The organism is Candidatus Neomicrothrix sp., assembly GCF_035329545.1.
Taxonomy (GTDB): Bacteria; Actinomycetota; Acidimicrobiia; order Acidimicrobiales; family Microtrichaceae; genus Microthrix; species Microthrix subdominans.
The window spans coordinates 16458-37979 of record NZ_DAOLGP010000038.1; the positions used below are offsets into that span (position 1 = coordinate 16458).

The 21522-nt window shown below is 67.4% G+C and carries 22 protein-coding genes; 13 read left to right on the plus strand and 9 right to left on the minus strand.

Annotated features, from left to right (window positions below):
- Positions 1–131: 131 nt before the first annotated feature.
- The 3 genes from PKD89_RS16535 to PKD89_RS16540 all read right to left on the minus strand — a co-directional run bounded on the left by PKD89_RS16535 (position 132) and on the right by PKD89_RS16540 (position 3030).
- Positions 132–560, minus strand: a complete 429-nt coding sequence (locus PKD89_RS16535) for a cupin domain-containing protein (RefSeq protein ID WP_289012256.1) — start codon at positions 558–560, stop codon at positions 132–134.
- 661 nt (positions 561–1221) lie between these two features.
- On the minus strand, positions 1222–1461 hold the full coding sequence (locus PKD89_RS19990; protein ID WP_289012255.1) for an addiction module protein: 240 nt from the start codon (positions 1459–1461) through the stop codon (positions 1222–1224).
- Between the two features lie 525 nt (positions 1462–1986).
- Positions 1987–3030: a nuclease-related domain-containing protein gene (locus PKD89_RS16540; protein WP_289012254.1), complete on the minus strand. Its 1044-nt coding sequence runs from the start codon at positions 3028–3030 to the stop codon at positions 1987–1989.
- A 100-nt stretch (positions 3031–3130) separates the two neighbouring features.
- Here PKD89_RS16540 and PKD89_RS16545 point away from each other — a divergent pair, with 100 nt between their 5' ends.
- The 3 genes from PKD89_RS16545 to PKD89_RS16555 all read left to right on the plus strand — a co-directional run bounded on the left by PKD89_RS16545 (position 3131) and on the right by PKD89_RS16555 (position 8431).
- On the plus strand, positions 3131–4102 hold the full coding sequence (locus PKD89_RS16545) for a S66 family peptidase (RefSeq protein WP_289012253.1): 972 nt from the start codon (positions 3131–3133) through the stop codon (positions 4100–4102).
- A 101-nt stretch (positions 4103–4203) separates the two neighbouring features.
- Positions 4204–6738 (plus strand): SEC-C domain-containing protein, encoded by a 2535-nt coding sequence (locus PKD89_RS16550; protein WP_289012252.1) that lies wholly within the window; start codon positions 4204–4206, stop codon positions 6736–6738.
- A 208-nt stretch (positions 6739–6946) separates the two neighbouring features.
- Positions 6947–8431: an FAD-dependent monooxygenase gene (locus tag PKD89_RS16555; RefSeq protein ID WP_289012251.1), complete on the plus strand. Its 1485-nt coding sequence runs from the start codon at positions 6947–6949 to the stop codon at positions 8429–8431.
- A 74-nt stretch (positions 8432–8505) separates the two neighbouring features.
- On the opposite strand, the gene PKD89_RS16560 is transcribed toward PKD89_RS16555, so the two are convergent.
- Together PKD89_RS16560 and PKD89_RS16565 are read right to left on the minus strand one after the other, a co-directional pair.
- Positions 8506–9204: a zinc ribbon domain-containing protein gene (locus tag PKD89_RS16560; RefSeq protein ID WP_287394165.1), complete on the minus strand. Its 699-nt coding sequence runs from the start codon at positions 9202–9204 to the stop codon at positions 8506–8508.
- 144 nt (positions 9205–9348) lie between these two features.
- The gene (locus PKD89_RS16565) at positions 9349–9951 is read right to left on the minus strand and encodes a DUF998 domain-containing protein (protein WP_289012250.1); all 603 of its coding nucleotides are present in this window, start codon (positions 9949–9951) and stop codon (positions 9349–9351) included.
- A 136-nt stretch (positions 9952–10087) separates the two neighbouring features.
- On the opposite strand from PKD89_RS16565, the gene PKD89_RS16570 reads away from it, so the two are divergent.
- The 3 genes from PKD89_RS16570 (at position 10088) to PKD89_RS16580 (ending at position 12311) form a co-directional block, all read left to right on the plus strand.
- The gene (locus PKD89_RS16570) at positions 10088–11062 is read left to right on the plus strand and encodes an ABC transporter ATP-binding protein (protein ID WP_289012249.1); all 975 of its coding nucleotides are present in this window, start codon (positions 10088–10090) and stop codon (positions 11060–11062) included.
- Positions 11059–11805, plus strand: coding sequence for a hypothetical protein (locus tag PKD89_RS16575; RefSeq protein ID WP_289012248.1), 747 nt, complete (start codon positions 11059–11061; stop codon positions 11803–11805). The genes PKD89_RS16570 and PKD89_RS16575 overlap by 4 nt, the downstream gene beginning before the upstream one ends.
- Before the next feature lie 353 nt (positions 11806–12158).
- Positions 12159–12311 carry a hypothetical protein gene (locus tag PKD89_RS16580; protein ID WP_287394172.1) on the plus strand — a complete coding sequence of 51 codons (153 nt, stop codon included), beginning with the start codon at positions 12159–12161 and terminating at the stop codon, positions 12309–12311.
- Positions 12312–12328: 17 nt separating this feature from the next.
- Here the strand turns inward: PKD89_RS16580 and PKD89_RS16585 are convergent, their stop codons facing one another.
- Positions 12329–13411 (minus strand): NAD(P)/FAD-dependent oxidoreductase, encoded by a 1083-nt coding sequence (locus PKD89_RS16585; protein ID WP_324332569.1) that lies wholly within the window; start codon positions 13409–13411, stop codon positions 12329–12331.
- Positions 13412–13544: 133 nt separating this feature from the next.
- Between PKD89_RS16585 and PKD89_RS16590 the strand changes: the two genes are divergently transcribed.
- Genes PKD89_RS16590 through PKD89_RS16600 form a run of 3 tightly spaced genes read left to right on the plus strand, consistent with a single transcriptional unit; the run spans position 13545 to position 15773 of the window.
- Positions 13545–13952 (plus strand): YciI family protein, encoded by a 408-nt coding sequence (locus PKD89_RS16590; protein ID WP_289012246.1) that lies wholly within the window; start codon positions 13545–13547, stop codon positions 13950–13952.
- Positions 13953–13960: 8 nt separating this feature from the next.
- Positions 13961–15115: an RNA polymerase sigma factor gene (locus PKD89_RS16595; protein WP_289012245.1), complete on the plus strand. Its 1155-nt coding sequence runs from the start codon at positions 13961–13963 to the stop codon at positions 15113–15115.
- A 49-nt stretch (positions 15116–15164) separates the two neighbouring features.
- On the plus strand, positions 15165–15773 hold the full coding sequence (locus PKD89_RS16600) for a YdeI/OmpD-associated family protein (protein ID WP_289012244.1): 609 nt from the start codon (positions 15165–15167) through the stop codon (positions 15771–15773).
- Positions 15774–15859: 86 nt separating this feature from the next.
- Here PKD89_RS16600 and PKD89_RS16605 read toward each other — a convergent pair whose 3' ends face one another.
- Both PKD89_RS16605 and PKD89_RS16610 read right to left on the minus strand, forming a co-directional pair.
- Entirely contained in the window at positions 15860–16129 is a 270-nt protein-coding gene (locus tag PKD89_RS16605; RefSeq protein WP_324332572.1) for a hypothetical protein, read from the minus strand.
- Positions 16130–16140: 11 nt separating this feature from the next.
- Positions 16141–17025 (minus strand): hypothetical protein, encoded by an 885-nt coding sequence (locus PKD89_RS16610; protein ID WP_289012241.1) that lies wholly within the window; start codon positions 17023–17025, stop codon positions 16141–16143.
- 128 nt (positions 17026–17153) lie between these two features.
- Here PKD89_RS16610 and PKD89_RS16615 point away from each other — a divergent pair, with 128 nt between their 5' ends.
- From PKD89_RS16615 to PKD89_RS16630, 4 genes are all read left to right on the plus strand, one after another.
- Entirely contained in the window at positions 17154–19244 is a 2091-nt protein-coding gene (locus tag PKD89_RS16615) for a sensor histidine kinase (protein ID WP_289012240.1), read from the plus strand.
- The gene (locus tag PKD89_RS16620; protein ID WP_289012238.1) at positions 19244–19894 is read left to right on the plus strand and encodes a response regulator transcription factor; all 651 of its coding nucleotides are present in this window, start codon (positions 19244–19246) and stop codon (positions 19892–19894) included. The genes PKD89_RS16615 and PKD89_RS16620 overlap by 1 nt, the downstream gene beginning before the upstream one ends.
- 83 nt (positions 19895–19977) lie before the next feature.
- A complete protein-coding gene (locus PKD89_RS16625; RefSeq protein WP_425591259.1) occupies positions 19978–20175 on the plus strand; it encodes a ribbon-helix-helix protein, CopG family in 198 nt (65 codons plus the stop codon).
- 8 nt (positions 20176–20183) lie between these two features.
- A complete protein-coding gene (locus PKD89_RS16630) occupies positions 20184–20564 on the plus strand; it encodes a type II toxin-antitoxin system death-on-curing family toxin (protein ID WP_289012234.1) in 381 nt (126 codons plus the stop codon).
- A gap of 97 nt (positions 20565–20661) precedes the next feature.
- Here the strand turns inward: PKD89_RS16630 and PKD89_RS16635 are convergent.
- The coding region (locus PKD89_RS16635) for an acyl-CoA dehydrogenase family protein (RefSeq protein WP_289012232.1) at positions 20662–21522 on the minus strand (861 nt) is incomplete at its 5' end.

The following is a 21522-nucleotide window of genomic DNA, read 5'->3' on the forward strand; positions in this document are numbered from 1 at the left end:
ACGCCACCCCCGCTCGACGCCGAAGCCGCGCCGGTTCCCGGTCATCTCAGCCTCATCGCTTCAGCCGAGCAGCCCGGTACCCGCGGTCGGCAGACGGGCGCCCAGGCGCACAGCCGACATGTCGGTCGGACTCAGTGGTGGTGGTGCTCGTCCGCGTCGGCCTCGGCCTTCGTTGCATGGTCGGTGCCGTGGGGGTGCTCGGGTGGTCCGTAGATCGCGTAGACCTTGAGCGGCTCGTCTCCGATGTTGGTGATGTTGTGCCAAGCCCCAGCCGGCACGAAGATCGCCCAGTCGTCGCCGACCTCGCGGTCGAAGTTCAGGTCATCTTCGGTCGGGCCCATCTGCACCCGTGCCCGCCCGGCTTCGACCCGCAGAAACTGGTCGCCATGTTCGTGGACCTCAAGGCCGATGTCCCGGCCCGGCTCGATGCTCATCAGCGTCAGCTGGATGTTGGACCCGGTCCAGCGGGTGGTGCGGTAGTTGTCGTTGGCCAGCGTGTCGGCCTCGATGTTCGTGACAAACGGGTTCGGTCCCTCGTCGTTCAAGTTGCTGTCGCTCAACGGCTGTCCTTCGTCGGTGGATGAGACCTGTAGGTCTAGCCCGAGAACGCCCGGCGGGCGACCGCTCCCACGCAAGCCAAGCTGATGAGTACGACTCTCTGCCGGAGCACCTGCGTTTTTGTACGAGGAACTGTTCGAGGCCAAAGCCGCCGACGTTGTCGCGCGGTCCGACCGAGACGCTCTGTGGCGTTGATGCTCGACACGTCGGCCGTGGTCTGTGAACACGTCGCTCGGGCCGACGCAGTTGGCGCAGCGAGCGTCGAGTTGCGAAGACAGACGCTTGAGTTCGTGCTGCATCGACTCGGTCGAACATCGACTACTGACCGAGGACGCACGGCTCCATGCTCAGGTGATGGGTAATGCCGAGCTCGATCGGACGGTAGTTGGCCGCGGCTGATCCAGTCCCCAAATCGTGCTCGTCGGCTCAGCGAGGGCAACTGCGTAGCTCGCGTAGACCTGCTCGCCAGACCTACTCATCGGACTTCTTGCAGTCGTCAGGCGGCAGGTCGACGGCCGATCCGGCGACGTGACCTTGCTACCAGGTCGCCCGAGACGCCCAGTAGTTGGGCCGACGACGGTCGTGAGCGATGGCCAGGATTCGAGCTGGGTCATCCGCAACGATGTAGGCAACGTGGTAGGGAAACCGAGAGATCGGAGCTCGTCACCGTGCAAGTTTGGCTTGAGCCCGGTCTCGAACGACCGACCAGGGTTCTCCCGGATCCTCGCCTGAAAGGGCCAAGCGAGCCCGATGCTCGAGTTCTTCTGACCACGCGGCACGCACGCCGTCAAGATCGTCATGGCTTGCCTCGTCGTCGAGGCTGGCGAGCAGTTTGGCTACAACTTCGGAGCGCTCCCGGCTTGGCAGGGTCAACGCCTCACGAAGGACCGAGTCAATCGACATGAGCCCACGGTACCGCCCTGGAACACTTCCGTGCACTCGCAAAGGCAGCCGGACGGCAACGTCGATGTCGTTGGTCGACCTGGGTTCGTCCACAAGCGAGCCAGCCGTTGAACCCCCGAGCACCCAGGGGATTTCGAGCGCATCCAATGCCGCGCCGATCGCAACAGCGTGCTCAAACGGGCCCAGCGCTACCAGCCTTCGGTGTCGGGGTCCCAGCCGTACGCTGCGATGCTGAGATCTCGGCCGTTTCGCAAAGCTGCCAATCGAAGGAAGACCTCCCGATCGGACGCTGTCGGGTAACGCCGACGTATTCCGGCCTCCGCCATCAGATGGACGTCACGGTTGAGCGCATCGACGCATGCCGATTTTTCGGCAGGTGACATAACTCGCCACCTCTGCACCTGATCCTCACGTGCAGAAGAAGAGGTGTCGTTCGCTTTCAAGCTGCCTCCAGAGTCTCTGAATCCTGCCGGGTTCCTAGATGCAGCTCAAATGATGGCGCCAAGTGGCGCCCCTGGCCAGTCGCTATCCGAGGTTGGTGATGATGACGGCAATCAGAAGAACAACTGTCGCTCCGAAGCCGGCGAGCCACGCGACCCCCAAGCGCCTCACGCTTGGACGACGGGTCGCCACGATGCCAGGAGCCACGATGGCGATGGCGGCGGGAACCCACGCCCATAGAGGAAGACGGAGGGCGAATGCGGACGCCATCATTGAAGCCAAGCCCGTCAACGCCAGCAGCGCCGCTTGGGTCATGATCTCGTTAGCCGAGCGGGGTCTGGGCCCATCGCGCTCGATGTCCGCACGATCTCGGCGCTCGGCGTGCTCGGCGAGTTTGGCGTAGGCGCGCTCAATTTCGTCTCGATCCGTGCGCTCGTCGGCGAGGTCGTCGAGGGCCTGACGTAGCCGCTTGCCGGCAACGATGGTGACGCCGTTGTCGGCGCGATGAAATTCGTCAGTGGTCGGCCGGACGTGAGGGCCCCAGACGACGAGGAGGGGGCTGATCGGTGCGTCTGCCCGTGCGCCCCAGCCGATAAACCGCTTCACGTCGTCGGTGTTGCGCCTCGCCTGGTCGGCCCAATTTCCGACCCAGCGATCAGTCCCGTCGAGTGCCAGCGGTGAGCTGTTCCACTTGGACTCGATGACCATGAGCCCGCCTGGCCCGATGGCGACGTGGTCGATGTCGCCGTGCTTCAGCGTGAGGTGATTCACCACCCGCCACCCCCGCTTTCGGAGTGACCGGAGTTCCCCATCGGTCCAGACCTCGCCTTGTTCGCCCATCATCGATTGAGAAGCGCCACTTGCGATCATGCACCAGTTGTAGGCGGACGTGATGACGAAGGCGGTCCATGCCCCGAACGCGAACCCTTTCACCGCGTCGAACTGGCTGGGTAGAAGGAAGACAAGCGCGCCGAGCAAGATCGCTACCGCCGTTGTGATTGCAAGATGTGCCGCCACGCGCCGGACGAATGCCCGTAGCCGCTCGGATGCGAACGCCCGCCCAGACGCACCTGCGCGTTCCGTGCTGAAGCGACGCTCGTGGCGTCGCGCTTTGATGAACTGAGTCACGGCACGAGTCTGGCCGAAGGCGGGCGCCTTTCAGTGATTCCCAAATTGCGTGCCGCCTGCCGATGCCGCGTGTGAGGATGACGCCGTGCATCGAGCGTCCGTGAAACCCAAACCGCTGGCTCATGGCAGCCACGTCCGCGTGATCGCCCCGTCGAGATCGCTGGCCATCATTTCGGAGGGGACTCGCACCATCGCCAACCGACGGTTTGCCGAGATGGGGCTCACCCTGTCGTTTGGGGCTCACGTCGAGGAGAGCGACGAGTTCGGCTCGACGACCATCGACCACAGGGTCAGCGACCTGCACGCTGCGTTTGCGGACCCCACGGTTGATGGAATCCTGACCGCCATCGGGGGCTACAACTGCAACCAGATGCTCCCGTTCATCGACTGGGATCTGATCGCTGCGAACCCCAAGGTGTTCTGCGGCTACTCGGACATCACGGCGCTGTCCTGCGCCATGTATGCCCACACCGGGCTGGTCACCTACTCCGGCCCGCACTACTCGACGTTCGGCATGGAGCGGCACTTCGAGGGCACGCAGCAGCGGTTCGTCGACGCGCTGTTCAACCCGGCCCGCCGTCAGGTCGACCACTCCGCACGCTGGACCGACGACGCCTGGTATCTCGATCAGGACGACAGGACCGAGCGCTCGACAGACGGTCCATGGGTTCTGACATCTGGGGAAGCTTCAGGCCAGCTGATCGGCGGGAACCTCAGCACGCTCAGTCTCCTGCAGGGCACCGAACACATGCCGGGTTTGGACGGCTCAGTGCTGTTCCTCGAGGACGACTATTTGTCGTTCCCCGAGAACTTCGATCGCCAGCTCACCTCGTTGAGCCACCAACCCGGATTTGAGGGCGTCAGGGGAGTGCTCATCGGCCGGTTTCAAGCCTCCGTCGACATGACCCGGTCGAAGCTCCAACACATCATCGATTCCAACCGACGTCTCGATGGACTACCGATCGTCGCCAACCTCGACTTCGGCCACACCGACCCCATCCTGACCATTCCGGTCGGGGGCCAAGCCTGGCTGGACGCCTCGCCCGAGCTCTGCATGCTCGAGATCGAGTAGCGGTAGGGGCCGCTTGTTGCCCGGTTGTACGAAAGGCCTCAAGGGTGGGCGCCGACGTGCCGTGGGCATGCTCGCGATGGTGCCATGCTGGCCCGATGGTGATGAGTGACGAAGATGTTGGTGCCGCCCTCGCCGAGGTGATCGGTGGTGGGGTGGTCCCCCGCACCGAGCTCAAGGATCGGCTGGTCGAGGCGGGGTATCGAATTGGAGCGGAGACCCTCGAGCGCGGGATCCAGGGCGACACCCGCTTCTTCGAGATGGGCGACACAGTGGGGTATCTCCCCGGCCTGACGGAGGGGGTGGCGTTCAGCGTGTGGATCGACCCCGAGACCGCCGCAGAGGACTACCTCCTGATGTACCCGACGCTGGACGTGATCGGGTGGTGGCTCGTGGAATGCCCGGTCGACCTGTTCGATGAGACCGGTGAGCGGATCGGCGCCGTCGAGAGCGACGGCTGGCTCATCGACGATGTCGACACCGACGTCCTGGTGGGCCCCGAAGGATGGCTGAACCAGTTCGCCGACTCGTGGGTGGCGTTTCGCGTCCGACAGGGAGCGCTCGTCATCGAGCGGCTCGCCGATCCGCCCCCGGTTGAACCCGCTCGTGCCGCTGCCGTGCGGGCGGCGTTCGACGCTGTTGCAGAGGTTCAGCAGTACCAACCCCATGACCGCGACGAACTGGTCGACGTCCCGCGGAGCGAGGTGTCGACGTTGCTCCAGGAGGCGTTCCGCGCTGACGGTTCGCTGTTTGTGGGCGACCCGCTGGCGCCGTCGGCCGACCTGCTCGCCGCAGCTGGTCTGCGCTTCGAGCGGCCCTGGGTCGTGCCCGCCGACCTTGATCCCGAGACCTTCGCCGCCGCAGAGGCCGAGCGTCTGGCCATGCTCCGGTGGGGTGTCGACGCCGAGGACGCGCTGGCTGCGCAGATACTGCTGGGGGCGATCAGGCTTCACGGTGGGGGGAGCCCGATCGCGTTTGGGACAACCTCCGAGGATCAGGAGATGTCCCCTGCGTTGTTCGAGGCGCTGCTCGAGCGGAAGCCGGTCGCCAACATCGTCGCCTCCGAATGCTCCGGTGCCGAGATGTGCGACGCCGCCAGAGGATGGGCCGAGTCGATCGCTGCGGTCTTCGAGGACGACCCGACCAGCTGGTCCGCAGGTTGGCTGGTCGCCCACTGCCAGCTTGTCAGCGGCGACGTTGATGACGCGGCCGTGTTGCTCGATGGGCTGCCCTCCGACATCGATCACCTGCCGGTGTTGATCGACCGGGCCCGGCTCGCCATCGAGCGCAGCCAGGCCAAGGAAGCCAGGCGGCTTCTGACGGCGGCCGAGCGGCTGGCCGACGACCTCCCCAGGATGGCCCTGTTGTCCTTCGGGTATCGGCAGTTGATCGGTGAGCTCAACGAGGAGGTGGAGGTGTGGGCCGACAACCAGCCGAGGCCGATGGCGCGTCGAAACGAACGCTGCCCGTGCGGATCGGGCCGCAAGTACAAGGTGTGTCACCTGGGGCGCGAGCTGCACCCGATCGGAGACCGCTCACTTTGGCTCTACCACAAGATGGTCCGTTTCGTTCGGGAGCAGGAAGAGGAATCGATCGACTCGCTCGCCTGGGCGATGACCGGTGCCATGGACGAGCCCCATCGCTGGGTGGAGATGGTTAAGGCGCCGATGATCCCCGACATGGTGCTTCACGAGGAGCACCTCGGTCAGCGTTTCCTCGACGGTCGGCGATCAACCCTGCCAGACGATGAGATGCTTCTGGCCCAGCAGTGGCAACTGGTCGACCGCAGCGTGTTTGAGGTCGAGTCGACTGGTCCGGACGTCATCGTGGTTCGTGACCTCGCCACCGGCGAATCGATCGAAGTCGTCAACGTGGAGGATGGCCCGGCGTCGACGCCCGGGACGCTCCTGATTGGCCGTCCGCTGCCGGTAGGCGATATCTACCGCGCCTTTTCAGGCTTCATGGGACTGCGGCCGGACTTAGTCCAGGACGCCCTGTCGGTGCTGGACGAGAAGGATCCTGATGCGTTGGTTGCGTTACTCGGCTCGATGCATCGAGCGCCCGTCATGCGAAACACCGACGGCCAGGACATGGAGCCAACCACGATCACCTGGTCGTTGCCCGACGACTCCGACGTGACCGTTGCGCTCACCCGGGCGGGCTTCACCGATGCAGGAGGGGCCTGGACGCTCGTGCGCGGCACCGCCAACCAATCGGGTGCGGTGGTCGCATCGCTCCGGCTGGACGGCGACACGATCGAGGGCAACGTCAACTCAGCCGAACGGGCCGGAGAACTCGTCGAGCTGGTCGCCGAGCACCTGCCGGACGCCGTCCATCTGAGCACGGAGGTGGTCGATCTCGACGAGATCGACTCAAGCGACGCACCCGCTCTGCCCGATCAGTCCGAGTTGCTGGCCAACCCTGAGATTCGGGCCGCGATGGAAGCACACATGGCGAACTACGAAGCGGAGTGGCTCGACAGCCCCATTCCGGCACTGGGTGGCCGGACGCCTCGCGATGCGGCCGCCGACCCGATCGCCCGCGAAGAGCTGATACGGCTGCTGGCGACGTTCCCGGAGCTGGAAGCGGGTGACGTCGGCATGAGCCCCGAACGTCTGCGGGCTGCGCTGGGTCTCTGACCGGTCCCGTTGCACGCGGCGCATGCCATGGGTGCGCCCCGCTGTCGGCCGGTCTCGCCATTCTCAATGTAGGGCGTATCGGGGGGCTTGTAGCAAGTGCAGATTTCTGGTTTCGTCAACCTCACCGCGAGCCCGATCCGGGCGCGCCGACCAGCAGCGCCACCGGGCGATGGCAGTCAGCTCGGCCGGTAGAACAGGGGAGCGATTGATGAACCAACACGACGCGTCGGCGCGAGAGCATGCGGTGGTTATTGCAGGAGGTGGGCCGACCGGATTGATGCTGGCGGGAGAACTGGCCCTTGCGGGCGTCGATGTCGCCATCGTCGAACGGCGAGCGGACCAGAGCCTGGACGGCTCCCGGGCGGGTGGGCTGCATGCCCGCACGCTCGAGGTGCTCGACCAGCGCGGCATCGTCGATCGGTTCGTCGAGGCCGGGCAGACGCACCCGGCCCTCGGCTACTCCGGGATCTGGCTGGACATCACCGATTTCCCGACCCGTCACCCCTACGTGCTGGCGTTGTGGCAGAAGGAGTTCGAGCCGATCCTGGCCGGCTGGGTCGACGAGCTCGCGGTGCCGTTCTACCGGCAGACCGACGTGGCCGGTTTCGTCCAGGACGATGACGGCGTCCTGACCGAACTGTCCGATGGTCGGGTGCTGAGTAGTCAGTTTCTGGTGGGGTGCGACGGTGGCCGCAGCACGGTGCGGACGGCCGCCGGCATCGACTTTGTCGGGTTGGACGCAGGCACCAGCTGGATCATCGCCGAGGTGGTGATGGACGGCGAACCCGAGGTGGGGATGCGCCACGACAGCCTCGGCACCCACGGCATCGGCCCGAGCGGCAACGACGGGCTGATGCGCGTGGTGCTCACCGAACGGGAGCTCGGCGAGGGCCGCCCCGACCTTGACGACCTGCGCGCCGCACTCAAGGTTGTGTACGGCAGCGACTTTGGCCTGCGCAGCGCCGACTGGATCTCCAGGTTCACCGACATGACCCGCCAGGCGACGACCTACCGCGACCGGAGGGTGCTGCTGGCCGGCGATGCCGCCCACGTCCACCCGCCGCAGGGCGGCCAGGGCCTCAACATCGGCGTTCAGGATGCGGTCAACCTGGGTTGGAAGCTCGCCCAGGTGGTCGACGGCATCTCACCGGACAGCCTGCTCGACACCTACACGGCCGAGCGCCACCCGGTCGGCACCCGGGTGCTGCGCAACACGATGGTCCAGGTGGCGCTCGCCAAGGCCGATGATCGGCACCAGGCGCTACGTGACGCGATGGGCGAACTGCTCGAGATGGACGAACCACGTCGCCACGTGGCCGCCATGTTGTCCGGCCTCGACGTCCACTACGACCTGGGCGGAAGCCACCCGCTGGTGGGACGGCGGATGCCCGACCTGGAACTCGACACCGCCGACGGACGGATCCGGGTGTTCGATCTGCTCCAGAAGGCCCGGCCGGTCCTATTGGATCTCGCCGGCTCGGGCGACGTCGACCCCGGGGTGTGGGCCGATCGGGTCACCGTGGTCGTCGCCACGCACAGCGGGGCGTGGGAGCTGCCGGTGATCGGCGAGGTGCCGGCTCCCGCCGCAGTGCTGATCCGCCCCGACGGTTACGTCGCCTGGACCGGCGACGTCGGCCAGGACGATCTGCACGCGGCGCTTACCGCCTGGTTCGGCGCGGCCACAGACCGCTGACGGAGCACTGAATGGAGAGATGGTCGAGCATGGATTCGATCATCGCACTTGAGCGACCGAAGTGGAACTGCCCGTCACAGGCAGGCCAGGTACGCCGCCTCCGAATCGGCGGCGGTGATGCTGCCCGAGTCGACGTCGACGGTGTAGGAGGCGGTGAACGGGTCGGAATCGTCCCACACGAAGCGGGCCTCAACCTTGTAGATGCTGTCGTTGCCGGTCGGGGAACCCTTGATGGTGTCGACAAAGCCAAGCCCTCCGCAGTTCTCGATGGCCTCACCGACGAGTCCAGCGGCCACTTCGCTTCGGTCGGTCGGAGCCGCCTCGGGTGCGGTCGTTGGCGCTGTGGTCGGGCTCGGCGCGGCTGTGGTCGCCTGCGAACCCTTGGTCGTCGGCGACTGCCTGGGGGCGGTGCTCGCCGCTGCATCTTCGGAGGTCGGCGCCTGCGTCGCTTCGGTGTCGCCTGCGCCGGGCTGGGCGTCGCCGGGCGGCACCCCGGTGGTCGTCGAAAGGGTTGTCTCGGTGGCACCGGGCTCGGCGACCACGTCCTCGGTGGAGATAGACCCGTCATTGCGGAGCAGGAGAACCGCTGCGATCCCCGCAATGATGAGAGCCACTGCGACCCCGCCGATGACCCACCACGCTCGTGGCGCTGCGCCGTCCACCTGGGGCTCAACCTGCATCGGCAGTTCGGTGCCACACGAGGCGCAGAAGTGGGTTTGGTCTGTGGCGGGCGTCCCGCAATTGGGGCAGGCGGTGGTGGGGGTTTCGGCCATGATCACTCCGTCGCGGGCGTCTCAGAGGTCGGGTCCTGACCATACCCATGGGGGTATGAGAAGCCCAATCGTGGCGGGGCGCTGCCCACGCGGTTTGGCGGTCATCACCGATGGGCGTGCGTCAACGAGCGGTCTCAGGTCCGCTCAGCCGACGAGCAGACCAACCGCCGTGGCCACCAGCCAGGCGAACATCGCCGCATACCAACACCGCTCGACCAGGCCGAAGTAGGTGCGCAAGATGCAGGGGGCAAGCCAGGCGACCGCCAGCGCGACGGCGGTGATCGCCACCAAGGCCCCCAGCCACCCGAACCACGAGCCGGCAAAGACCCACGACGGACTGTCCGCGAGTCCGCCTCCGAGTCTGCTGGCTGCGATCGCGATGGACGCGAACGCCGTGGCCGCGAGCAGGTTGTGGATGATGCCGGTGCTGGTCCGCTCGGCCCCGGGCAGGTCGGTCGGGAACCCGGCGATCAGCACGCGGCTGATCGCGAAGACGAGCAGCCAGGTGCTGCCGTCGCCGTCGAGATCCGCCGACCGCAACCCAACCCAGATGGCGACGGACGCGAGCCCGACCAAAACGACCTGAGCGCGGTACCACGCAGCGTGCGGGCCGGCGCCGTAGTCGCTGACCGGGTCATGCAACGGTGCCACGTCGGGCGCCACGCGATGAAGTTGGACCAGGCAGGCGACGGCCGCAACAAGCGCTACCAGCGCTGCAGCTGCCAAGACGGTTGCTGTCGTCCCCACGTCTTGCGATCCTACGCCAACGGCGACGAACGACGCTGCCGAACTTCGACAGGTGGGCCCCTAGGGTGACGCGCGGACGACGCATGCACCGAACGCACGACGAAAGAACGCACACGTTTCAGCGAGGTAACGACCTATGAGACCGGAATCGCACGCATCCGCTGCACCGACGGGACGGAACCCGGAGGACGCTTCGGCCGAAGGTGACGTTGTCCTTCGCGTTGATCACCTCACAAAGCGCTACGGCGACCACACGGTGGTCGATGACCTCACCTTCGTGGCGTCGCCCGGCCGGGTGACCGGATTTCTTGGGCCGAACGGCTCCGGCAAGTCCACGGCCATGAAGGTCATGCTCGATCTTGCCGCCGCCGACCAAGGGACGTGCACGATCGGCGGTCGCCGCTACCGCGATCTGGCGAACCCCGCCCGCACCGTTGGGGCGCTGCTCGAGTCCAACGCCTTTCACCCGGGCCGAAGCGGCCGCAACCATCTGATGATTCTGGCCGATGCCACCGGTACCCCTCACTCGCGGGTGGACGAGATGCTCGAACAGGTCGGGCTCGCCCACGCAGCGAACCGACGAGCGGGCGCCTACTCGCTTGGCATGGGTCAGCGCCTCGGCCTTGCTGCTGCGCTCCTCGGTGAGCCGAAGGTGCTCATCCTCGACGAGCCGGGCAACGGGCTCGATCCCCAGGGCACCCGAACGCTGCGCGACCTGCTCCGTGCCCACGCCGCAGGTGGCGGGACGGTGCTGGTGTCGAGCCACCTGCTCGGGGAGGTCGAGCACCTGGTCGACGATGTCATCGTCATCAACGAGGGCCGATTGGTCGCCCAGGGTGCCCTCGCAGATCTACAGCAGCCGGCGTCGCTCGTCCGGGCCCGCGAGTCGGATCGACTCGCCGCAGTGCTCGAGGGCGAGGGCGCCACCACGTCGGCCCACGCAACCAACACGCTGGTCGTTCGCGGCATGCCGATCGACGAGATCGGCGACCGGGCCTTCACCAACGGCATCGCCCTGAACGAGCTGTCGCCACACGGGGAATCGCTCGAAGAGCTGTTTCTGGGTTGGACCTCCGACCTGACCACCGCCGAGGAGGGCCTCACGCCATGACCATGAGACGACTGGTTCGATCGGAGTTTCGCAAGCTCACCAGTACCAAGATGCCGTTGGCGTTCCTTGGGGTGCTGCTCGCCTTTGCGGTCATCAACGCGGTCATCGTCGTTGCCGGTACCGACATGGACGGTTCCAAAACCTTCATCTCGACCGCTGCCGACCAGCAATCGCTGGTTGCGTTCGCCGCCAACGGCTTCATCCTCGCCGCACTGTTCGGTGCGATCGCCGTCGCCCGCGAATACGGGCATCACACCGTCATTCCGATGTTTCTCGCCTCGCCCCGACGGCACCGGGCGGTCGGGGCGCAGCTCGGTGCGGTCGCAGTCGGCGGAGCCGTGCTGAGCGTCGTCGGCACGGCACTGACGATTGCCGCCGTTGCGTTGGCGTTGCCCACCACCGACTACGGCTTCCTCCTGTCGGCCGGCAACGTGCTGCGACTCCTCGGCGCCGCCGCGTTCGCCGGAGCGGCCGGTGCGGTATTCGGCGCCGGGTTTGGTTCGATCGTGCGCTCCGTTGGCGGGGCCGTCACCGGCACCACCATCGCGCTCATCATCGCCCCACCGCTGATCGTGCAGATGGCGAACGACACCGCATCCTGGATGCCCAACATCCTCGCAAACGTGCTCGCCGGCGCCGGAACCGACGTCAGCACACCGGCGGCTCTGGCGGCACTCGCCACCTGGGCGCTCGTCCCGGCGGCGATCGGTCTCGTCGCCGTCGAGCGGCGCGACGTCGTCTGAGGGGTAGGCGCTACCGCTTGGTCAGCGTGGCGAAGCTGGCCCGCCGCTGCAGGCGGGCAGGTGTGCGGCCCGGGCGGGGGTGGTGGAGGCGTGGATGCACATCCGCACCCAACGCCGATGGCCGCAAACACCAGCGTCACCAGGCCGATGCCAAATCGATGTGGTGACCTCGCAGGGTCTCCTTTGGTTGGGTGCGCAGGCACAGCGCCGGACTTTGACCGGCTTCCCGAGCCCCACGATCGTCTTCGGTTGGCCCCAGATCCAATCGGCGCACAAGTTGAAGGTGACGGCCCCGTATCGAAACCCAGGGCGTCGCAGGGTTTCTTCCTCGACCGAACGGGTAGTGGGTCTTCGTGACTGCCTTCCTGCTCATCGTGATCGTCCTGCTTCTATTCGGCGTCTTGGGCGCCGTCATCAAAGGTGTGCTCTGGCTCGCCCTCATCGGAGTGGCCGTGATCTTGGCGGCGTCCGCCTTCGGCTGGTTCCGAATGAAAGCGGCCAATTAGGCCCGAGGGTCCGCTCGTCAGCCAGCGAGAAGGGCCCCGAGGGTTCGCTCGGCTGCGGCGAGGGCTCCCTCGATGTGGCCCGGCGCGGTGGTGGCGGTCTCGGTCGACGTCCAGTGGAGCCGACCCGCCCAGCTCGGCGTGGTGAGGTGCGGCGATCCGTACAGGTCGTAGCGGTTGGTGTGTCCGAGGCGGGTCGGCGCAGTGAACGGTTGCCGGCCCCAGTCGACGGCCAGCACCTGAGCCGGTTCTGCGGCCTTCGGCCCGAACAGGGCGGTCAGCTGTCCGACGAACGCTTCGGCTGGATCCGCGAGCGGCGCCTGGGCGAACCCGAAAAGCACGGCGGGTGTGCCGTTCGGGCCGCTCATGTCGTGAACCTCACCGAACGGCTGGCCTGGGCCGAAGGCCGTTCCGGACAGCCCGAGTTGTCGCCAGAACGGCTCGGGATAGATGGCCACAGCCTTCGTAACGCCGCCCATCCACACCGGGATCGACGACGCCGCTTCGGCGACCGACGGCTCGAGATGGTCCGGGTCGATCATCCCGCTGTCCATGGCGAGCGACGGCGGGACGGCGATGATGACGGCGCCGGCGGTCCATACTCCCCCGGAGGTGTGGACGGTGAGGTGAGCGGTGGCTCGCTCCACCCGCGTGACCGGGCAGTCGACCGTCACCGTGCCGGAGGGCAGTCGGCCCGCCAGTCCGTCGACGAGCGAGATGGCGCCGTTGGTGAACCGGTAGGACGGCGGCATCACCGGACGATCGATGCGTCGAACTTCCCCGTCGGCGGCGACGAGCGCGTCGCCGGTGGTCCACTGATCGTGAACCGGCAGCCCGAACTCGTCGACCAGGCGGGCGACCCGTTGCTCGCCGGGCCAAAACCAGGTGGGGCCCAGGTCGGCGTGCCCGCCGGGTACCTCAACCGACCGGATCCGGCCACCGAGCGACGGTCCGGCCTCGAAAACCCGGACGGAGCGGCCTGCCCTGATCAGCCCGTCGGCGACGGCCAGGCCACTGATGCCTGCACCGACGACGACGACGTCAACGTCGCTCACCGGGCTGGCGGGCGGGGTGGAAGGTCGGCCATTGGGCAACACTGTCACCCCTCCAGCCGAAGTCGTTAGGTGGAACGGGCATCGGTGCATTTTGTTGACGCACGATGTCGAGTACCCGACGGCGGCTCCGTCATCAAGATGAGTGCGACCACCCCGGTCGCTCCACACCAAGGAGAACGACATGGCCAAGTACCTGCTGCTCAAGCATTACCGGGGAGCGCCGGCCCCGATCAACGACGTTGCGATGGATCGATGGTCACCCGACGAGGTGGATGCCCACGTTCAGTTCATGCACGACCTCAACTCGCGGTTGGAGACGACGGGCGAGTTCGTCGACGGCCAGGGCCTGTCGCCGGACGGGATGTGGGTTCGCTCCGATGGCGCGGGTAAGCCGCCCGTCACCGACGGGCCGTTCGCCGAGTCCAAGGACCTGATCGCCGGATGGTTGGTGATCGACGTCGAGAGTGAGGAGCGTGCCATCGAGATCGCCGGCGAGCTCTCCGCTGCGCCTGGTGCGGGCGGCGAGCCAATTCACGAATGGCTCGAGCTGCGAAAGTTCATGTCGGCCCCCTCGTCAGCGGACGTCTGACCACGCCGGTGGGTGTCGACACATCGCTGCTGCGCTCGTCAGTACCCAAGGTGCTGGCCGTCCTCGTCCGTCGCGGAGCCGACTTCGCGACGGCCGAGGACGCCGTGCAGGAGGCGCTGATCAAAGCGCTCGGAGCGTGGGAGCGGACCGAGCCCGACGACCTCACGGCCTGGCTGACCACCGTTGCGTGGCGGTCGTACCTCGACCTGGTGCGGTCGCAATCGGCCCGCAGCGACCGGGAACGTCGCGTGGCCACCGAACCGCAGCCGGGCGACGCGTCGGGTGCCGACGACACGCTGGCCCTCTACTTTCTGTGCGCTCACCCGGTGCTGTCGCCGGCGTCGGCGGTTGCGCTGACGCTTCGTGCGGTCGGGGGGCTGACCACCCGCCAGATCGCCGAGGCGTACCTGGTGCCGGAGGCGACGATGGCTCAACGCATCAGCCGGGCCAAGACCAAGGTGTCCGGCGTCAGCCTCGACCAGCCCGGCGATCTCGTCGCCGTGATGCACGTGTTGTACCTGATGTTCAACGAGGGCTACTTCGGCGACGTCGACCTGGCGGCCGAGGCCATTTCGCTGGCGTTGCGGTTGACCCGCGTCGTCGACGACCCCGAGGTGGCCGGGCTGGCGTCCCTGATGCTGTTGCACCATGCCCGGCGACCGGCCCGAACCCGCGCCGACGGCAGCCTGGTGCCGCTGGCCGAACAGGACCGCAGCCTGTGGGACGTCGGGGTGATCACCGAAGGTGTGACGCTGTTGCAGCGGGCGCTCGCCGAGAACCGGCTTGGGCCCTACCAGGCCCAGGCTGCAATCGCGGCGCTGCACGCCGACGCGCCAAGCGTCGAGGAGACCGACTGGATCCAGATCGTCGAGTGGTACGACGAGCTGCTCGGGCTCACCGACACACCCGTCGTGCGGCTCAACCGGGCGGTGGTGGTGTGCGAGGCCGACGGAGCGCCTTCGGGCCTGACGGCGCTGGCGGAGGTCGCCGAGGGCGTGCCCCGACGCAGCGCGGTGGCGGCCTATCTGCACGAATGCAACGGAGCCCTCCCGACCGCTGCTGAGTTGTATGCCGAAGCGGCGCGCCAGGGGACCAGCGTGCCGGAGCGTCAGCATCTGACCAGGCAGGCCGCCCGGGTCAACCAGCTCCTGCGCGGCCGGTGACTACCCCGGACACGGCCCGGTGGTGACGGCTGGGCCGTAGCCTGTGGTGATGGCAAACGTGCCGCAGTCGTCGTCGAGCCATCCGGCCACGTGGAAGTTTGGCTATCCGATCTACCACGCCCAGACCCGGGATCAGGTGCGTGCCTGGCTGGAGGAGAACCACGCGGTGGAGAAGGGTGTCTGGCTGTGTTCGTGGCGGACGCCGACAGCGGGACCCCGGTGCCCGTCCCCCGAAATCAACGAGGAGGCCATCTGTTTCGGATGGATCGACTCGACGGTCAACACGCTTGACGATGACCGCGGGCTCAAGCTGCTGACCCCGCGCCGGGCGAAGAGTTCCTGGACCCGGCTGAACCGTCGGCGGGTCGCGGGGATGGAAGCGGCCGGGCTGATGACCGAGGCCGGTCGCCGGGCGGTTCGGGTGGCTCGGGACAACGGCTGGTGGACGATCTACGACCAGGTGGAGGATCTGATCGAGCCGGACCAGTTGCGTGTGGCGCTCGATGCCAATCCGTGCGCCCGGCTCGCGTGGGACGGATTTCCCCCCAGCGCCCGCAAGATGATGCTGTGGTCGGTGGTCAGCGCCGCTCAGGACTCGACGCGCCGGCGACGGATCGCAACGATCGTCGCCAAGGCCGAACTGGGCCAGCGCGTCTGAGCCTCTGGCGGCGCCGACGTCCGCAACGTCCGGTTCACCATCCGCCGTTCGCCCCGCCCCGATCCGGCCCTGAGCGACGCTCCGAGTTACCGATGGGTGACGACCGGTTGCTGCGTCGCCCCACGGCGGTTGGTCGAGACGGGGTGTCCCCACACGACCAGGCCCCCCGCCACCGCATAGGTGACCGCCTGGATCACCCAGTAGATGGCGTCGATGCGGTCGTCGTGTCCGACGGCGATCGTCTGGACGACGAGCAACGCCGTCAGGAGGACCCCCATCGCCACGAGAGCGAGGTGCTTGTTGCGGATGAGGTAGCCGGCCGGAAAGCCGAGCAACAGTGCTGCAAGTTGAACCATGACGTGTCCTTTCAGTTGACGGGGAACTCGGTGGCCATGCCCATGGCCAGATGGAGCACGCCGTCGCTGCCGGGCAGGGCGCAGTACACGAGGTAGTTGCCCGGGTCCAGCTTCGGGCCGAGGTCGACCCACCCCTGATGGCCGGGGCTGATCGCCCCGAACCCGCCCACGGTCTCCAGCGGCGGAGGGCCGTTGAAGTCCTTGGCCCAGGCGACCGCGTCGGCGCTCGTTTTGTTCGGAGCGAGCCTGCCCACCCCCGCCTCGTGGGGCATGGACGGGTCGTCGTTGACCACCTTCCACACGCCGCTGCCGTCGAACCCCTTGGGCAGCGTGATCTTCATGCCCGGTCCGAGCTTGATCGTTCCCTTGGCGGTCGGCTCGGCGGCTCCCTCAGTCGGGGCACCCACCGTGGTCTCTGCGATGAGCATGTTCTGCTGCTCGTCGAAGTCGATCACGGTGTAGTTGCCGGGGTCGAGGTCGAAGGTGACCGCCTGCGATGCGCCGGCGTTCACCTGGGCGTTGCCGCCCTCGTAGGTGACCAGCGAGTCGAACTCGGCGTCGCTGGCCTGCTCGAGTTGCTTCACGCTGACCCCGTCGTTTCGGCGGAAGAAGGCCAGGTGGTGGCTGCGCTTGGTGCTCGGCGAGGCGTCGAGTTGCACGTCGACCAGGCCGCCCGGCATCTGAGCGGGCATGTCGATTGCCGTGTCGCTCAGCCTGATCTCGCTCTTCGGCCTGGCCACGGTCGCTTCGGCCTCCGCCTGCGGGGGGCTGTCCTGGTCGCCGCACGCTGCGACGCCGGTGAGCAGGAGCACACCGGCGAGGGCGGCGCCGCACCGAGAGGCGCGACGGATCTTGGTTGGTTGTTGATGGCTGCGTTGCTTGAGTTGATTGTTCATGATCCGAGTGGACCTCGGTGGCGATCACGCCGTCATGGGCGACCGGTGCCGATCACCCGTGAGATCTGCACGACCGCGTCGTGACCCTTTCCCATGACATCGGGCTCGCCCGGTGCGACGATGACGACATGACCATTGACGGCCAGCCGGCCGTACAAGCTTCGCTGCGTGACGGAGAAGCTCCGCTGCGTGATGGAGTAGCTCCGCTGCGCAGGCCGCTCGCGTCGTTGCCGTGGCCGTGGGTCCTGACCCTTGCGGTCACGGCTGTGTGCGCGTTGGCCACCATCCCGCTGGCGGTCGTGACCGTCCAACAGGGGACGGATCAGATCGTGGGCGAATGGATCTTCGTCACGTTCACGCCCGGTTTCGCCGTGGCCGGGTGGTGGCTGCTGAGCCGCCGACCCGGCATGTGGATCGGCCGGCTGTACCTGATCGCAGGCCTATCGACGGCGATCACAGGGATGGCCGCCGGGATCGCCGGAGTGGCCTACCCGGACCATGCAGCGCTGGTGGCCTGGTCGATGTGGGTGGTGTCGTGGCTGTGGCTGGTGCACGACTCCGTGATCACCGTCGTGGTCGTGCTGTTCCCCCGTCGGGTGCCCCGCGGCCGGCTGGATCGGGTGCTGATCGGGATCGTCGCGGTCTCGACGGGCGTCTCGATGGTGGCGGCGGCGTTGCGGCCCGGGCTGATCGTGACCACGCCGGACAATCCCGACGGTGCCCCGGTGCACACGCTGAACCCGGCCGGCGTCCCCGGGCTGAAAGGCATCGTCGACTCGGTCGGCGGCGCCTGCCTGGCCCTGACGTTGGTGCTGAACCTGGTGATTCTTGGCCTGATCGCCACCCGTTGGTGGAGGGCCTCGGGCGTCGAGCGGCGGCAGTACCGCTGGGTGTTCCTGCTGTCGATCGGGAGCTCGCTGGTGGCACCACTGGTTGTCGTGTTCCCGGTGTGGATCGGCCCGTTCGTCGCCGTGGGCACAACCTTCGCGTTCCAGATGTTCCTGGTGGTGGCCATCCTGAAGTGGGACGTCTACGAGGCAGGGGTGGTGCTGCGGCGATCGGCGCTGGCCGCAGCTCTGCTGGCCGTCGCACTGGGGGTGTACGGCGCGGTGGTGGTGGTGACGGCCGTGGCCGTCGGTGGGTTCGGACCGCTGCCGGCGACGGTGGGGGCGATGGTGGCCGTCTTTGCCTTCGGACCGCTGTCGCTGGTGGTCCGGCGCCGGGTCAACCGGTTCTTCTACGGGCGGCGGGACGACCCGTACTCGGTGCTGGCATCGGTCGGCCGCGGACAGGCGGAGGCGTCGGACGTCGATGACGCCCTCGACCGCCTGCTCGCATCGATCTGCGCCGAACTTCGGCTGCCGGGCGCCGCAGTGAGGGCCGACGACGGCGATGTGCTCGCTCAGGTCGGTGACACCGACCTGCCCGCCGCCGACCGGCTCGAGCTCCGGCACCTCGGGGAGCGGGTCGGCACACTGCAGATTGCGGCGCGGCGGGGTACCGACGGCCTGACCGAGGCCGACCGACCGCTGCTGAACTCGCTGGCCGACGCCGTCGCCGCAGTCGTGGCGGCGCGCCGTGCGGCGGATCACCTCCAGGTGGCCCGGGACCGCCTGCTGATCGCTCGAGACGAGGAGCGCTCCCGGTACCAGCGGGATCTTCACGACGGGCTGGGGCCGCGGCTCACCTCGGTGGTGTTCAGGCTGGACGCCATCTCCAATCACCTGAATGCTGGTCGACCCGACGCGGCCAGGGTGCTGGCGGACGACGCCCGGGCCGAGCTGCGGGACGGGGTCGACGAGATCCGCACCTACATCGACCAGTTGGGCGATTCGATGGTGGCCGCATCCGGGCTACGAGAAGCGCTGTTGGAACGCATCGCCAGCCTGACCAGCGCCAGGCCGGTCGATATGCGGGTGACGATCGGTGACCTCGGGGCGTTGTCCGCCGCGATCGAATCCGCCATCCTCGCCGTCGCCTGCGAGGCGGTGACCAACGTGCTGCGACACACCGCTGCCCAGAGCTGCTGCGTCGAGTTGCGACGAGACCGGGACCTGTTGCTCACCATCACCGACGACGGGGGCGGCTTGGGAAGCGGCTTCACCCCCGGTGTGGGCGTCGGCTCGATGCGGCACCGCATCGAGCGCCTCGGCGGCCGGTTCAGCATCGTCGACGGCGACGTCGGGGCGACCGTCTCGTGCGCGGTTCCGGTCAGCTGATGGGCGAGCCCGTCACCATCCGGGTGGTGGTCGCCGACGACCACGCGTTGATCCGGACGGGCATCGCCACGTTGCTGGACTCGTTGGACGATCTCGAACTGGTGGGTGACGCCGCCGACGGCGAAGCGTTGCTGGCCGTCGTCGATGCCACCCGTCCGGATGTGGTGGTGATGGACGTCAACATGGCTGGCATGGATGGGATCACCGCCACCCGGCTGGTGCTGGAACGGCATCCCGAGGTGGTGGTGCTGGTGCTGTCGATGGTCGAGGACGATGCCAGCCTGGCGGCGGCGATCGAAGCCAAGGCGTCGGGCTACATCCTCAAGGCCTCGACAACCGACCAGTTGCCGCACGCCATCCGGACGGTCGCAGCGGGAGGCGCCGTCTTCGATTCCCGGATGGTCGAACGGCTTGTACACCGACGACCGGCTCCGGTGGCGGAGCGGCCCTTCCCGATGCTGACCGACCGCGAGCTTGAGGTGCTGGGCCATCTTGCGAGAGGCGAGGCCAACCAGACGATCGCCAGGTCGCTGACGATCAGCCCCCGAACCGTGGCCAACCACGTCTCGAACATCCTGATGAAGCTGCCGGCGCTCGATCGGACCGATGCCGTGATCCAGGCGCGTGCGGCCGGCCTCGACCGGCCTTGAGTGCGCCGGCGCCACGACCCTCGGTCGAGGGGCACCGAGCGGTATCGCTCGTGATACCGCTCGGGTACACTGGCTTCATGGCGATGACGCTGCGACTCACCGATGGCGAATCGGCTGCGCTGAAAGCGCGAGCGGACCTGGAGCAACGGTCAATGCAGGAGGTGGCTCGCGAGGCCGTGCGTAGCTACATCGAGGACCGCAGCCGTGTCGAGCTGCTCGACCGGGTGCTCGATCAGGAGCTTCCCCGCTATGACGAGGCCCTCAGGCGGCTGGGCGAGTAGGCACCGGCGTGACGCTGTTTCTGCGAGTGGATGATCTGCTCCGCATCGCTGAGCGGATACTGGGCGAGCCGCTTCTGATCCGCGACGTTGGATTGCTGGAGTCGGCAGCGGCCCGGCCCGCCGCTTCGGCATTCGGCGAGCCTGCCTACCCGACGCTGGAGGAGCAGGGGGCGGCGCTGGTGCATTCGGTGTGCACCAATCACGCTTTGGTCGACGGAAACAAGCGGCTGGCCTTGGGCTCGCTGATCGTGATCCTCGGGATCAACGGGCACCGGCTGACGTGGAGCAACGACGAGGCGTACGGCTTCATCATGGCGATTGCTGCTGGCGAGCTGATCGATGTGCCCACTATCGGGCTGCGAATCCGGGAGGCGACGGACCCGATCTGATGATGCGGCGAGGTGGGTCCGACCTGCGTCCGCCCGCAATCTGCAGACCCGATCTGGGGTGGGAGGAGCCGGCTGAGCGACGCTTACCCAAGGACGGCTACTTGTCGGCGTTGTGGCGGCCGACCAGTTGGCGGGCGATCACCTTGACGCACAGCACCTCGTCGGCGCCCTCGAAGATCGACAGCACGCGGGCGTCGACGAACAGGCGGCTCACCGTGTACTCCTCGGCGTAACCCATGCCGCCGTGGATCTGCATGGCCTCGCGGGTGACCCACTCGGCCGCCTTGCACACGTAGGCCTTCACCATCGAGGCCTCCATCACGCCCTCGCCCTTGGCCATCAGCCTGGCGACCTCAAAGCTGTACTGGCGGGCGCCCTGGATGATGACCGCCATGCGGGCCAGCTTGGCCTGGGTCAGCTGGAACTCGGCGATGTTCTCGCCGAACACCACCCGGTTGTTGGCGTACTCGCGGGCCTGCTCCAAGGCGGACTGCATGACGCCGACGGCGCGGGCTGCGGTCTGCAGACGGCCGTTCTCGAAGCCGGCCATCTGGTAGTAGAAGCCGCGGCCTTTGCCGTCCTCGCCGCCGATGAGGTTCTCGTCGGGGACGAACCAGTTCTCGATCGCCACCTCGTAGCTGTGCATGCCGCGGTAGCCGATCGTGTCGATCGGGCGGCCCTCCATCTTGCCGCCGCCCGACGCGTTCTCCTGGGTCAGCTCGAAGCCGTGGCCGTCGCCGCGCTCCTTGGGCACGATGAACATCGACAGGCCCCTGTGGCCCACCGAGCGGTCGGTGTCGGTGCGGGCCAGCACCATCAGCACATCCGCGCGGGCGCCGTAGGTGCACCAGGTCTTCACGCCGTTGAGCAGCCAGCCGCCATCGGTCTGGGTGGCGGTCACCTTGACGCCGGCGACGTCGGAGCCAAAGTCCGGCTCGGTCACCGCAACCGCGTTCAT